Raw genomic sequence first — 13,734 nt, 5'->3', positions numbered from 1 at the left:
TAAGCTTAGATTTGGTTTATAGCGGCTTGATAAATCTGTTAACGCAATTTAAGCTATTTAACTTTTTTTAGTCTGCTTGAATAAGCGAAAGTTTTTTAAAAAATATAAGGCTTGTAAGCTGGTAGTTTTTACCAGTTTGAAATTTGAATGGTGAACCAAAGCAAAGCGGAAGTTACTTTCGAAGAAACGTAAAAGAAGCGAATTGGTGAATGACCAAAAATAAAGCGAGCTTTAAAAAAGCTGAATTAATAAACCCATAATTCAATATTTGATATGAACATACAAGAACAAATCAAAACGTATATCGGCAGCCAGCCCGAACCGAAACGTGGCGAAATGCAAGAGTTGCATGAGTTTATACTTCAGGTATTACCGGGATGCAAACTATGGTTTCTTGATGGTAAAGACAGTGAAAATAAAACGGTTTCAAATCCTAACATAGGCTATGGATCTTACACCATAAAATATGCTGATGGCAAAACCAGGGAGTTTTATCAGATTGGCCTGAGCGCAAACACAACCGGAATCTCTGTTTATATCCTCGGCATTAAGGATAAAACATACTTAGCCCAAACGTATGGAAAAACATTGGGCAAGGCCAGCGTGACCGGTTATTGCATTAAGTTTAAAACGATAAAAGATATAAGCCTTGATATACTTGCAGCGGCAATAAGATATGGCGTTGCAGCTACAACTGAAAGTTAAATTTCAAACCGGGATATTACCTGTAAGCTTCATGCTGTGAGCATCCCGGCTGAAAATTCATTGTACAGCACCCGGCACAGTAAGTTTTTGTCGTTCTTTTAGTGCTGGCTGCTTAAAGTATTCGATGAGTTCCAGGGAATAGATAACGCTGGTGATCTTCCATTTTCCATCTCGTTTTATCAGGCCCAGGTATTTGTTGCCCCAGTTGGTCATTTTATTATCGGCCCAAAAACTATAATCCATAGTTACCGATGCAACCGTTCCATCGTCAATAATTTGAATATTATCAAACTTGTCTTCGGTTGTTTTATAGTTGAATAATGATCTGAAAAAGCCTTTGTAGCTTCCCGAAAAATAATTACTGCCTGCCTTTTTTGCTCCCCTCCGCTCTATTTCTTTGGCCTGCGACCCGTCTTTAAGGGCGGCGCACCAGGTGACAGGGCCATCGTTGAACAAATTGTAAAATGCTGTGGAATCCTTTTCAATTACGCTTTTTATGTAGGTGTTTATAATGGTGCTTATTTCTTTTTTATTGGCTGTGGCCCGTTGAGCATGTGATTGCTGTACGGTTATCAATAGTATTATCGAGATGAGTTTTATGGTTTTCATTCCGGGTGATTTTATAAGATTTATGAAGGTGACAAATACAGATGAATGTGATACTAATACGGCGCTAAACGCCAGGGCTAACTATGTTAGGTTTTGTTTGATTAGTGATGTAGTTATACTCCATAGTTGTGCCGTTGTAGCCATATGCATCTGCTTTCATTTCCTGGATGGCGGTGTAACTTGCCGGGTGGATATTGCCAAGAAGCGTAGTTAAAGCAATATGTACGGCATCAATATAATTGGCCTTATCAATTTTAAGGTTGGATGAGTCGGTGATTTTGATGTCGAGATGAAAGCTTTTTGCCTGTAATTCGGCCAGGGACATGGAATTGATAAACCAGAGATAATCAGGAACAAACGATACGGCGACTGCCGTAACTTCAGGTTTTTTGTTCAAAACATCTTTTGTGATTCTGCTGATCTCGGCTGAAAGCCGTTGTGCTAAAGCGGGATCTTCGGGGCCGCTTATTTTTAAATTGATTATTGGCATACTTCAATGTTGATTAATGAAGTACGAAGTTCAGTTTAAAGCATATCTTATTTATTGATATATGTTAAGAGTTTGATGCGGCTGAGCGATTCGGGTTTAACACCTAAATAAGACGCGATATGGTATTGCGAAACCCGCTGTTCTATCCCCGGATAAAGGGAATTCAGGCTTTCCAGCCGCTGTGATGCCGAATACTTTAAAAACGACGTTTCCCGCTTACATTTCCTGATGAAGTACGTATCAGAAATATATTTGCTGAGCTTAAGAAAAGCGCTATCCTGCGCAATAAGGTTATTTAGCTTTTGGTAACTGATATAATGGATGGTGCAGTCAGTTAGGGCTTCTATATTGCAATTGGTGGCTGTTTGGGTTAAAAAACTGGTATAGGCGCTTACAAAATCATTATCAAAATAAAAATCATTGTTAAATTCCTCTTCATCATTCCTTACATATGACCTGAGTGTTCCGGATGATACAAAACCAATAAAATCACATACCGCCCCCTCGCTGATCAAATGTTCTTTTTTCCTTAAGTTTTTTGTTTTGAGCCGGGCACAAAACGTTTCGAAATGATTGATATTCATTCCTAATTTTTGGGTAAATAAAGCGGCTAACTGTTCCATTTTACGGCTATTTGCGAGATGATTCAAAGGTAAGTTTAGTTTTCGCTGCATTAACATCCTGCCAACTATTATACAAATATGGCTTTAATATGGTGCGAATTTCATCACCGGGTTTATCCCGCTACCACAATGTTTTTGCGGCCCCAATCGGCCAGTAGCTGCATAACATCGTTGAGCGACTGTCCTTTTTCGGTAAGCGTGTACTCTACCTTCGGTGGTACCTGGGCATATACTTTCCGGGTTATAATACCATCGGCTTCCAGTTCTTTTAAATGCCTCGATAAAACTTTCAACGCTATGCCGGGTATTGTTTTATGTAACTCGCCAAAGCGCCTGGGTCCGGTTATCAAAATCCAGATAATAACGGGTTTCCACTTGCCGCCAACAATGCCAATGGCTGCCGTTATGGGGCAATCGCAAACCGGGTCGATATATTTTTTATTTATTTCTGCTGCTAACATATTGGTATTTAACATTAGTGACAAATTTGTCAATACTTGACAATTGTGCCATTACTTGACAAAAGTAGAGTATTGGCTTAATATTGTTGAAAAAAAGAGAGCAACTATGAAAATAATTATTGTTGGTGCCACCGGCACAATTGGAAAACACATTACCGAAGCATTACAAAAGGACAATGAAGTGATAAAGGCCGGATCAAAAAGCGGCGACCTGCAGGTAGATATCTCTTCGCCCGAATCGATAGAAAACTTTTACAAACAAGCAGGCAAGTTTGATGCCCTGGTTTGCGCAAGTGGTGATGGCCATTTTGGGCCGTTGGGCAGCATGAAGGATGCCGATTTCAGGATAGGAGTTAACAGCAAACTGATGGGACAGGTTAACCTGGTATTGATAGGCCAGCACTACATCAACCCGAAAGGGTCGTTCACGCTAACATCGGGCTCATTGGCCGAGGATCCGATTGTGTTGGGGGCCAATTTAAGCGCGATGAACGGCGCTATAAACGGTTTTGTGCGCGGAGCAGCCGTCGAGCTTGAAAACAACGTACGCATAAATGCTGTGGCGCCCGATGTGGTAGAAGAATCGCCGGCCTATTTCCCATATTTTCATGGTCATATCCCGGTTAGCATGCACCGGGTAACGCAGGCTTACCTCAAAAGCGTACTGGGCAGCCAAACAGGGCAGGTTTATAAAGTATTGTAATAAGGGCTGCCGCGCTGGTTATTGATAATTGCACTGTTAGGCCTGCGCCTGGCTGAAATACCAGCCGTGGGCCGAACGCATTTGAGCAAGATTGCAATACCTGAAATAAATATCTAATGGGATTGTTACAAATATTAAGCGCTATGTTTTATACATTGTACCCATAAATCTGTTCCATTATGTTGTTTAAAACCAGGATACTTTACCCAACCGTTGCGTTGTGGTTTTGCTCACTTGCTTCATTTGCGCAGCAAATAGATTATCTGCCTGCCGATAAGGTGACTGCCGATTTTAAAAAGCTGCTGGAAAGGCCGCGGGTTCCGTTAAATCCTGCGTTTGAGGTAACCAAAACAGATTCGGTTATTATAGAGCATGGTTTTATTTACAGCGAAAAAAATGAAAGGGTACCCATGCTTATTTACAAACCGGTTACCGGAACCGGGCCATGCCCGGCGGTTATTTTTTTACATGGCACGGGCGGCCGCAAAGAGGATAACAAAAAAATATTGTATCAGTTGGCCAAACGCGGGATCATGGGCGTGGCCATTGATGCCCGTTTTCATGGCGAACGCATTGCCGGCGGCGCGCATGGCTCAACAGAGTATGTAGCAGCTGCCACCGCCGCCTGGGAAAATAAGGACAGAACCCGTCAAACCCACCCGTTTTTATTCGACACCGCGTTTGATTTGTGGCGGGTAACGGATTACCTGGTGAGCAGGCCGGATGTTGATGCAAAGCGTATTGGTATGGGTGGTATATCTATGGGCGGTATGGAAACCTGGCTTGCGGCATCGGCAGATAAGCGGATAAAGGTAATTGTGCTGGATATTTCGGTACAGAGTTTTAAATGGTCGTTAGATAATGATAAATGGCAAGGGCGTGCCAGGACTATCCAGTCGGTGCATTTACAAGCTGCTAAAGACCTTGGCGATTCTGTTTTAAATAAACGCAACGTGAAAGCCGTATGGGATAAATTACTGCCCAATATTACCGGCGAATTTGACTGCCCTTCCATGCTTCGGCTGATGGCGCCACGAGCGTTGTTGGTTGTTGGTACCGAGAACGATCCTAATTGCCCATTGCCCGGCGCAAACATTGCTTATGCATCGGCTATGCAGGCCTATGCCTCCAAAAAAGCTACAGATAAAATTAGTCGCGATGTAACGCCGAAGCTCTTTCATACATCAACGCCCGAACATTTTAAAATGACGCTGGATTGGTTTAGTAAATGGTTGTAGGTTATAGTTTGCGGTTTTACAAGTTAAACCAACGGTTAATGAAAGGATAAGTTTTTAACTTTGGTGCTTCAAACAATCATCAATGAAAAACTCATCAGGAATAGCACAATTAGTTTTACGTATAGCGCTCGGACTGGGATTTATACTGCCGGTGTTGGACAGGCTGGGCGTATTGGGCCCAAAGGGATCAACCGGAGTAGCCTGGGGCGATTGGAAGCATTTTGTTGATTACACCAATACATTAACACCTTTTTTAAACCGTACTTTGGCCAATGTAATGGCAGCATTGGCCACCCTCGCCGAAATTATTTTTGGCATTTGCCTTATAATAGGTTATAAAACTAAACAGGTAGCGTTAGGAGCGGCGCTGCTGACCCTTGCGTTCGGCTTATCTATGGCTATTTTTTTAGGCATCGGAGCTCCGTTTAATTACCCCGTTTTTGTTTTTACCGGCGCCGGATTGGTTTTATCTGGTATAGGCCGTTACAAATGGAGCATTGATGATTTTACGGGTAGTAAAATATAGTACCGTCAAGCTTTAATGTCATTAAAAGTATTTGCTGCAGCAATAATCGAAAACCGAACAGCGGAGACAGGCGCGGATGAGTTTTTAAACGGTTTCATTATTTCAACTGCTCCCCAAAAAAATCAATCGTACGTTTCCAGGCCAGTTCGGCGGCGGCTTTATCATACCGGGGTGTGGTGTCGTTATGAAAGCCATGGTTTACGTTTTGGTAAATAAATGCCTGGTACTTTTTACCATTCTCTTTTAGCGCCGCCTCATAGGACGGCCAGCCTTCGGTAATCCTGTTATCCAGCGATGCATAATGCAGCATCAGCGGTGCATTAATTTTAGGTACATCTGTTACCGCGGGCTGGGCACCGTAAAAAGGCACGGCAGCTGCCAAATCGGGCACACGTACGGCCATGGTATTGGCTATGCCGCCGCCGAAACAAAAACCTACCACGCCAACTTTGCCATTACAATCTTTATGGTTTTTTAGGTAATTGTAAGCTGCTATAAAGTCTTCTTCCATTTCGCCTTTATCGCGTTTGCTTTGCAGGGCACGGCCGGCATCGTCATTACCCGGATAGCCGCCCAGCGGCGTAAGTGCATCGGGCGCCAGTGAAATAAAGCCTGCCAGGGCGGCTCTTCGGCCTACATCTTCAATATAAGGGTTAAGGCCACGGTTTTCATGAACTACGATAACTCCACCCAATTTATTCTTAGCGTCTGCCGGTTTTGATAGCAATCCTTTGATTGTTCCGCCACCTTTTGGCGATGGATAATTGATGTATCCCGACGTTAAGCGCGGATCATCAGGCTTAATTTGAACATTGCCCTGGTAATCGGGCATCAGGAAACTCATCAGCGCGGGTACAGTTAAGCCGCCAACGGCATAAAGCGATAGCCTTTGCACAAAATCGCGTCGGTTAAGCCGGTTGTGCGCATAATCATCGTACAGGTCAAAAACTTCTTGTTTAATGTCATCTTTGTTTATCTGGCTCATAAAAAAGGTTTTGTTCAAATTTAGTAATTCGGGCTAATGGTTTGTTATTCAATTGGTAACAGCTTTGCTACGTGCGGCTGTTTTATTTATGCTGATAGAGCCCGTGCGAATACATGTGCCACCTGGAAATAAAGTTTAGCAAGATGCTGAATAGGATGGGGAGAATTTAAATTGTCGCTGCCAAGGTTACTTATGCGATATAATCATCCGCCAAAATAGGGGTAAGCAAAGTTAAATTATAAACACAAAAAGCCCGGTGGGCTAAGTTCAACAGGCTTTTTGCGTGGCGCGTTTACAGCAAAGGCTTTTTCTTGTACCTTTTGGCAATAACTTTCGCTGCGTCGATTTTTTCCTGTTTAATAGTTTTAGGGTCGCGCATTTCTTTAGTGGCTTCGTTCTTTTCTTTCTCCCTGGTTTCCATAGTAGCAGTGTTTTAATTGTTATTAAGATAAGTTTCTTTTAGGTTAATTGTTTTTATTTTTGAATATTATAATGTCATTTTAATATCAAAAATAGAAACGTTTTTAATTTATTAAGCTGCTTTTTTGCTTCAACTGATGTATTACACGAATGTATTAAATATATAGTTAATAATGAAGAGGAATAAATAAAAAAATCGAGTTAACTGATTATGGATGTGTAGATTACAAATGTGTAAATGCTGTCTGAACCTGAATTTAACGAATTAAAGAATTTTAAAATTCAACCAATTCGATGAATTCTAAAAATTCCGGTTTCAGACCACATCAGGCAACATCTGCACATTTGTAATCTGAAATCTGCACATCCCAAACTCATTGTTAGTATTTCTATACTAATCTTACTTTCCCCTTTCGGCACAAAACCTTAATTTCGCTGCTTTAAGAAAAAGAGGAAAAAATTTTGGATTATTTACAGGGTTTAAACCCCGAACAAAGGGCAGCGGTAGAACAAACCGACGGACCGGTGATGATTATCGCCGGTGCCGGATCGGGCAAAACAAGGGTGATCACTTACAGGGTAGCGCACCTTATTCGTAAGGGTGTCGACTCATTTAATATATTAGTATTAACATTTACCAACAAAGCTGCCCGCGAAATGCGCGAGCGTATTACGCATGTGGTTGGCCCCGAAGCCAAAAATATCTGGATGGGTACCTTTCACTCGGTATTTGCCAAAATTTTGCGCGTGGAGGCCGGGAAGATCGGCTACCCCAGCAACTTTACCATTTACGATACCGACGATAGTAAAAGCGTATTGCGTGCCATTATCAAGGAACTTAACCTTGATGATAAACTGTACGCGGTAAACTTTGTGCTTAACCGTATTTCGGCATCAAAAAACAACCTGATATCTTTCAGAGAGTATAATAAAAACGAGCAGATACAGGCCGACGATACAGCTACTGGGCGTGGGCAGTTGGGTAAAATTTACGAACTGTATGCTACCCGGTGCTTCCGTGCCGGAGCCATGGATTTTGACGATTTGCTGTACAAAACCAACGAACTACTTAAACTGCACCCGGATGTGTTGAATAAATACCAGCATAAGTTTAAATACCTGATGGTGGATGAGTACCAGGATACCAACTTTTCGCAGTACCTGATTGTGAAAAAACTGGCTGCTGTTAACGAGAATTTATGTGTTGTGGGTGACGATGCGCAAAGTATTTACGCTTTCCGTGGTGCAAATATTCAAAACATCCTGAATTTTGAAAAGGATTACCCTGATTTGAAGGTGTTTAAGCTGGAGCAAAACTACCGGTCGACCCAAAATATTGTTAATGTTGCCAACAGTATCATCAGCAATAACAAGGAGCAGCTTAAAAAGAATGTTTTTAGCGAGAAGGAAGCCGGCGATAAAATAAAGATCATGCGTGCCTTTAGCGATAATGAAGAGGGGAAGATGGTGGCCGAGTCGATTATGGAAGACAGGAGCCGCCTGGGCAAAAACTGGAATAACTTTGCCATTCTGTATCGTACAAACGCCCAGTCCCGTTCGATGGAGGAGGCCCTGCGTAAGCTGGGTATTCCGTATAAAATTTATGGGGGCTTGTCATTCTATCAGCGAAAAGAGATCAAGGATTTAATTTCCTATTTCCGCCTTACGTTTAACCCCAATGATGAGGAAGCGCTAAAACGTGTTATCAACTACCCCAAACGCGGCATAGGCGATACCAGTGTTGATAGGATAATTGTAAGTGCCGATGCTCACCAGGTAACTCCCTGGGAGGTAATTGCCGAACCAGCTAAATATTATGATGGTAAACCACCATCAACCCTGGCTGCCTTTGCAACCATGATTCAAAGCTTCCAGGTGCTGGCTAAAACCAAATCGGCTTATGAGTCGGCCTTGTATATTGCGCAGCACTCAGGGCTTTTAAAAGACCTCTATGAGGATAAATCCGTAGAGGGTCTTAACCGTTACGAAAATATCCAGGAGCTGTTGAATGGGATCAAGGAGTTTAGTGAACGTGAAGACATCGAGGAGAAAGGTCTGGATGTTTTCATGCAGGATATTGCCCTGCTTACCAATGATGATAAGGATAAAGATAAGGATGCCGACACGGTGTCATTGATGACTATACACTCATCAAAAGGACTTGAGTTTTCGCAGGTGAACGTGGTCGGGCTCGAGGAAAACCTTTTTCCATCGCAAATGTCGCTCAACTCGCGCAGTGATCTGGAGGAAGAACGCCGCCTGTTTTATGTGGCTGTAACGCGCGCCGAATCAAAGCTCACCATCAGCTATGCCACATCTCGTTTTAAGTTTGGAACGCTTATTAGCTGCGAACCAAGCCGCTTTTTAGATGAAATAGATGCCAAATACCTGGAACTTGATTATAGTGCCAAAACCACCACCAGTAATAACCCGTTTTTTGACGACGAGCGCAAGGCCTGGACAGGCGGTGGCAATAAGCAGGCCGACGCATTTTCGAAACCCAAGCCGGCAACATCGGCACCAATAAAAACAACATCGATACTGGCAAAGGCCCATGTGGTGTCGGCTGGTTTTAAACCATCCGATACAACAAACCTGCAGGTAGGTATGGAGGTTGAACACGAGCGTTTTGGATTTGGTAAAGTGCTTAGCCTGGAAGGTAACAAGCCCGATGTTAAAGCAACCATCTTTTTTAAAGAAATTGGCCAAAAACAACTATTACTTAAATTTGCTAAGCTGTATATAATTAACAATATAAACTAACAGTTAACCCCACATTTTGTGGAATTGTTTCCCCATTCTTGCTCCCGTCCCCAATCTATTGTGTGCGACGGACACATATTTTAAGGTAAATTAACAATGGCATAACGTTTGGTTATGTTTTTGAACTAATTTATTATTGATACCCCACAAATGAGCGAGATTACAAAAAAGAAGACAAATAAGTTTGTCGGCAAAAACATTCGTACCCTACGCCACCAACATGGCTGGAGCCAGGAAGACGTAGCAAACCGGTTAGGTATTTCTATCCCGGCGTTTTCAAAAATTGAAACAGGTGTCACGGATATCAACTTATCGCGACTTGAACAAATTGCAAATATATTTGAACTGAATGTGGTGAACCTGCTTGCACTTGATGCTGAAGAAATTGACCTGACTCCATCAAACCTGAGTGTAGCTCAGAAAAAACTTGTTGATCGTGAAGCGGAAATTGCCAACCTGCAGCGTAAGGTAATTTTACTTTATGAAGAATTGCGCAATAAAAGCGCAGTGGCGGTATAATTTAATAGATGTGTTGTAAACCTAACACATCTGGGTTTATCATACAGTAATTGCTACACTTTGCTCATAAAGAGTTTTTTAGATGTTAAATATTGATTAATTATATTTAACTAAAGGAAACTTTTGTAAAATTTATAAGCGGTATAAACATAAAAGGTTTATACCGCTTTGTTATTTAGGTTTTTGGAGTAAAAATTGTTGCCTGTTTTTTACCCTGAAAAACAATATACTGTTATGTCCAACTACCTGATATCCATTTCAAAAAACGAAGCTTTAAAAGACGGCACCATTCATGATCCGAACAGCAAGCTAAAAGTTAAAGCATTTGATATGTTAAGGTCAACCTTTAAGCCCAGCAAGGGCGAAGTAAGGTTTTTTGTTACTGCTGGCAATGATACCATTGCTTTTGAAACGCAAGGTTACAAAAGGCATCGCCAGTTGCTTATACTACAAATGATATCGTGGTATTGTATTTACCTGGGGCTTTTTGAAGCCCAGATACACAGTACACTGCCCATGGCTTTTAATTTTAATTAACGCAGCCCTTTTTATTTGAGGATGGGGGAGGGTACAATTTGAAGCTACGTCAGCGTAGCATTTATAATGCGGCTGAAGGTAAATTCCGTTTTGATTTTACATAGCCTACTCCGATTTACCGGCGCGAGGTTTAGTTTTGACTTTTGAATTTTTAATTTTGACTTATCAGGTCCTTGCCGGCCCGTGCAGCATATCGCTCATCTCGATGATCTTTTCGTCAATTTCCGATACACATTTATCCATCATAGTTATACATTCCTTTTCGTCAACAAGGCCTTCTCTTTCCAGGTTAATCAATCCGCGCAAGGTTGCTATTGGCCCACGAATCTGGTGCGATAGGTAAGATGAATGTTCGGAGAGCTTTCGGTTTTTAATTTGAAGGTCTTTCGTGCGCTCGTCAATAATCTCTTCAAGGTGATGGTTTATACGGTCCAGGTTATCCTTCTGCCGGGATACTTCGCCGTTAAGCAGGGTAAGCTGGGCATTTGTTTTGGCTTTTCGTTTTACGTTGCCAAAAAGCAAGCCAATAACAACCAGTAAAAGGCCGGCAACAATGGTTACGGCCCAAAATTTTGTACGGTCGTATGCCTGCCGTTCGGCAATCCGTTCGTTCTCCTTTACCTGTTCCTCCTGCTTTCTGGTGGCCTCAATCAGTTTCATTTGCACCGATGTATTGGTTTTAAAAGTGGCGCTATCAACTTTATATATTTCACGCAGGTAAAACATGGCCTTGGCGTAATCTTTACGGTTATATTCCAACTCGTAACTGGTATGTTTATAGTCGTACTCCAGTTTTGGGTCTTTTACCAGCCGGGTATAATTTATGCCCTCGTTTACTATTTTCTCGGCTTCATCAAATTTTTTCTGGTTCATGTACAGCGATGCCAGCGTTAAATCAATACTGGCAATTGATTCGTTCAAATCCTGTCGTTTAGCGTTTGCGTTGGCCTCCAGCAACATGGCCAGTGCCTTATCAAATTGCCCAAGTTTAAAATAAACCACGCCAATATTCTGAGCGCATTGTACCAGGTTTACCGAATCTTTCAGCGACTTGAAAATTGCCTGGCTGTTGTTGTAATATTTTAGTGCCTGGCTGTAGCTGTTTTTGCGGGTATAAACGTTACCTAAATTGAGGTTTAATGAAGCAATTAAATCTACATTGTTTATTTTGTTGGCAATGGCCAGGGATTTAAAAAAATAATCGAGCGATTTATTGGCGTCATGATCGCGGTACAGGTTGCCCATGTTATTGTACACCTTGGCTTCACCGCCCAGGTTGCCGGCTTTGGCAAAAAAAGTGGCGGCACTTAAATAATTTTCGAATGATTTTTCAGGTTGGTCCAGATAATAATTGGCCAGGCCCAAAACACGGTATGCCTCGGCTATGCCATTGTTGTAATTTAATTTGCGGGCCAGGTCCATAGCCTTTGTAGCATCAATAACCGTCTGCTCCGGATCGGTTAAGCGATTGGCCAGCGCCTGTTTATTTATGCGGATAATTTCGCTGGTATCCGCCTTTGCATCCCCATCAAGATCCTTTGCGTATAAGGCAAATGCGGTAAAAAAATATAAAAGAAATACGATGGTTCTTTTCATTAAAGCGCTGTTACGATGTATTTAAAGTGAAAGTTATAAATTATGCTGAAATATATCAGTAATCCTAAAGAAAAAGATGTTGATAATTATTTTATGGATTTTTCTTGGAAATTAAAAAACATATCTATATTTGCCTTGTTAATTGATTGATATACAGTTGATTAATTTGTATTGTGATGTGCGTTTAATAGTATTTTTAAGCATAAAAATTGTGCTTCATGCTGCTTTTTGGCAGTGAAAAATATTGAAAAACGTTATATGGATATTAATACGCTACCTGTTGCTTAAATATAATTGATAAAGTATAAAGTTGCTTTATTGATAACTGTAGGTTATCGTGTTTAAATTTAATAATTTATTTTTATAAAATATGTAAAAATGAAGGCAAAAATGCAAGGACTTTTAAAAGTATTGCAAAATGTTGCCAAAAGAAAAAGGATAAAATATAGCTAAAGATTTTTTACAGGCTATCAAAAAAAGCCTTTACTAATTGTTGGATCTATATGGTTAATTAATACTTAAAACAATAAAATTTTAATATAAAATATTTATAAATATGAAAAAATTGACACTCTTAACATTGCTTGTAGCAAGCACAGGAGTTTTATCATCAGCGGTTTTGATATCACAAAAAAAAGCTGAGCAGCCACAGGCCGCAGGTTTTACAAAGGTTGATTCGGGCTTTAAAAAAGACCTGGCAAATGCTGACTGATTATCAGGACAGCAAAACAGGCATTCGGAATTAGATTATAGCAAGTACAAAAAATATAAAAGATCATGAAAAAATTTATCACTATCACCTTGGCAGTTTTATTCACCGGAGGAATCTTTTCTTGTAAAAAGGAAACTGTAACTCATGAAACAGCTTCGCTGCACTCTTACGAAAACAGCGCACGCCGGGACCTTGGTAATGCCGACTGAAATTTCAAATGATCAATAAAAACATTAAAAAAACTCAAAAAATTAAAAACGACATGAAAAAATTTATCATCATAACCATTGTGAGCTTAACAGCTGCAACCGGCATTTTATCATCGCAAACTACTGTTAAAAAATCGGCAACGCCAGAGGCCGTAGCCCTTGCGCCTTCAACCTCTGGTTTCAGAAAAGATTTAGGCCAGGCCGACTAATTACATACATCGATAGCATCTAAAAACTAATAAAATATTAYATCCCCTTCCTTCAAATAAAAATCATGAAAAAACAATCAATCATAGCAGCATTAGCATTGAGTACTATCCTTACATCATTTGTAAATGCAGATAAAAAAACAGATATATTGTCTAATCAAACAGCTTTTACAGGCGGTCCAAAAAGAGATTTAGGTAAYGCAGATTTCACAGGAGGTCCRAAAAGAGATTTAGGTAACGCTGATTTTGCTTTCACAGGYGGTCCRAAAAGAGATTTAGGTAACGCWGATTTCACAGGCGGTCCGAAAAGAGATTTAGGCAATGCTGACTTTGCATTCACAGGTGGCCCAAAAAGAGATTTAGGTAATGCGGATTTCACAGGTGGTCCGAAAAGAGATTTAGGCAATGCTGACTTTGCATTCACAGCAG

Annotated in this window: 18 protein-coding genes; 11 read left to right on the top strand and 7 right to left on the bottom strand. The window is 41.0% G+C overall.

The genetic code is table 11. From position 1 onward, the window contains the following. Positions 1-273: 273 nt before the first annotated feature. A complete protein-coding gene (locus tag AC1DU2_RS22240; protein ID WP_477386956.1) occupies positions 274-705 on the top strand; it encodes a DUF1801 domain-containing protein in 432 nt (143 codons plus the stop codon). Positions 706-762: 57 nt separating this feature from the next. On the opposite strand, the gene AC1DU2_RS22235 is transcribed toward AC1DU2_RS22240, so the two are convergent. The 4 genes from AC1DU2_RS22235 to AC1DU2_RS22220 all read right to left on the bottom strand — a co-directional run bounded on the left by AC1DU2_RS22235 (position 763) and on the right by AC1DU2_RS22220 (position 2,888). Then, entirely contained in the window at positions 763-1,314 is a 552-nt protein-coding gene (locus tag AC1DU2_RS22235; RefSeq protein WP_477386954.1) for a nuclear transport factor 2 family protein, read from the bottom strand. 64 nt (positions 1,315-1,378) lie between these two features. Beyond that, positions 1,379-1,804: a tautomerase family protein gene (locus AC1DU2_RS22230; protein WP_477386952.1), complete on the bottom strand. Its 426-nt coding sequence runs from the start codon at positions 1,802-1,804 to the stop codon at positions 1,379-1,381. Positions 1,805-1,851: 47 nt separating this feature from the next. Further along, positions 1,852-2,427, bottom strand: a complete 576-nt coding sequence (locus AC1DU2_RS22225; RefSeq protein WP_477386950.1) for a Crp/Fnr family transcriptional regulator — start codon at positions 2,425-2,427, stop codon at positions 1,852-1,854. Positions 2,428-2,540: 113 nt separating this feature from the next. Then, positions 2,541-2,888 carry a winged helix-turn-helix transcriptional regulator gene (locus AC1DU2_RS22220; RefSeq protein WP_477366354.1) on the bottom strand — a complete coding sequence of 116 codons (348 nt, stop codon included), beginning with the start codon at positions 2,886-2,888 and terminating at the stop codon, positions 2,541-2,543. A 106-nt stretch (positions 2,889-2,994) separates the two neighbouring features. Here AC1DU2_RS22220 and AC1DU2_RS22215 point away from each other — a divergent pair, with 106 nt between their 5' ends. The 3 genes from AC1DU2_RS22215 to AC1DU2_RS22205 all read left to right on the top strand — a co-directional run bounded on the left by AC1DU2_RS22215 (position 2,995) and on the right by AC1DU2_RS22205 (position 5,355). After that, the gene (locus tag AC1DU2_RS22215) at positions 2,995-3,591 is read left to right on the top strand and encodes a short chain dehydrogenase (protein ID WP_090649264.1); all 597 of its coding nucleotides are present in this window, start codon (positions 2,995-2,997) and stop codon (positions 3,589-3,591) included. Between the two features lie 179 nt (positions 3,592-3,770). Then, positions 3,771-4,829, top strand: coding sequence for an acetylxylan esterase (locus tag AC1DU2_RS22210; RefSeq protein ID WP_477386948.1), 1,059 nt, complete (start codon positions 3,771-3,773; stop codon positions 4,827-4,829). A gap of 82 nt (positions 4,830-4,911) precedes the next feature. After that, on the top strand, positions 4,912-5,355 hold the full coding sequence (locus tag AC1DU2_RS22205; RefSeq protein WP_477386946.1) for a DoxX family membrane protein: 444 nt from the start codon (positions 4,912-4,914) through the stop codon (positions 5,353-5,355). Positions 5,356-5,452: 97 nt separating this feature from the next. Here the strand turns inward: AC1DU2_RS22205 and AC1DU2_RS22200 are convergent, their stop codons facing one another. Next, positions 5,453-6,340 (bottom strand): dienelactone hydrolase family protein, encoded by an 888-nt coding sequence (locus tag AC1DU2_RS22200; RefSeq protein ID WP_477386944.1) that lies wholly within the window; start codon positions 6,338-6,340, stop codon positions 5,453-5,455. A 292-nt stretch (positions 6,341-6,632) separates the two neighbouring features. Further along, complete coding sequence (locus AC1DU2_RS22195) at positions 6,633-6,761, bottom strand: hypothetical protein (RefSeq protein ID WP_477366369.1); 129 nt, start codon at positions 6,759-6,761, stop codon at positions 6,633-6,635. Positions 6,762-7,222: 461 nt separating this feature from the next. Here AC1DU2_RS22195 and AC1DU2_RS22190 point away from each other — a divergent pair, with 461 nt between their 5' ends. The 3 genes from AC1DU2_RS22190 (at position 7,223) to AC1DU2_RS22180 (ending at position 10,579) form a co-directional block, all read left to right on the top strand. After that, complete coding sequence (locus AC1DU2_RS22190; protein WP_477366372.1) at positions 7,223-9,523, top strand: ATP-dependent helicase; 2,301 nt, start codon at positions 7,223-7,225, stop codon at positions 9,521-9,523. A 150-nt stretch (positions 9,524-9,673) separates the two neighbouring features. After that, positions 9,674-10,042, top strand: a complete 369-nt coding sequence (locus AC1DU2_RS22185; protein ID WP_147052187.1) for a helix-turn-helix domain-containing protein — start codon at positions 9,674-9,676, stop codon at positions 10,040-10,042. 234 nt (positions 10,043-10,276) lie between these two features. Next, positions 10,277-10,579 (top strand): hypothetical protein, encoded by a 303-nt coding sequence (locus tag AC1DU2_RS22180; protein ID WP_147052186.1) that lies wholly within the window; start codon positions 10,277-10,279, stop codon positions 10,577-10,579. A gap of 165 nt (positions 10,580-10,744) precedes the next feature. Here the strand turns inward: AC1DU2_RS22180 and AC1DU2_RS22175 are convergent, their stop codons facing one another. Beyond that, the gene (locus tag AC1DU2_RS22175) at positions 10,745-12,175 is read right to left on the bottom strand and encodes a tetratricopeptide repeat protein (protein ID WP_477366375.1); all 1,431 of its coding nucleotides are present in this window, start codon (positions 12,173-12,175) and stop codon (positions 10,745-10,747) included. 556 nt (positions 12,176-12,731) lie between these two features. Here AC1DU2_RS22175 and AC1DU2_RS22170 point away from each other — a divergent pair. The 4 genes from AC1DU2_RS22170 to AC1DU2_RS22155 all read left to right on the top strand — a co-directional run. Then, on the top strand, positions 12,732-12,887 hold the full coding sequence (locus AC1DU2_RS22170; RefSeq protein ID WP_477386942.1) for a hypothetical protein: 156 nt from the start codon (positions 12,732-12,734) through the stop codon (positions 12,885-12,887). A 65-nt stretch (positions 12,888-12,952) separates the two neighbouring features. Then, positions 12,953-13,096, top strand: coding sequence for a hypothetical protein (locus tag AC1DU2_RS22165; RefSeq protein WP_477368641.1), 144 nt, complete (start codon positions 12,953-12,955; stop codon positions 13,094-13,096). Positions 13,097-13,149: 53 nt separating this feature from the next. Continuing rightward, on the top strand, positions 13,150-13,305 hold the full coding sequence (locus AC1DU2_RS22160) for a hypothetical protein (protein ID WP_477386940.1): 156 nt from the start codon (positions 13,150-13,152) through the stop codon (positions 13,303-13,305). 65 nt (positions 13,306-13,370) lie between these two features. Next, positions 13,371-13,734 (top strand): hypothetical protein (locus AC1DU2_RS22155; RefSeq protein ID WP_477386938.1); only part of this gene is annotated, 364 nt, incomplete at its 3' end.

The organism is Mucilaginibacter sp. P4_C11 (genome assembly GCF_056402115.1).
Note: the sequence above shows the minus strand (reverse complement) of the source record. Positions and strands in the feature narration are given on the sequence as shown.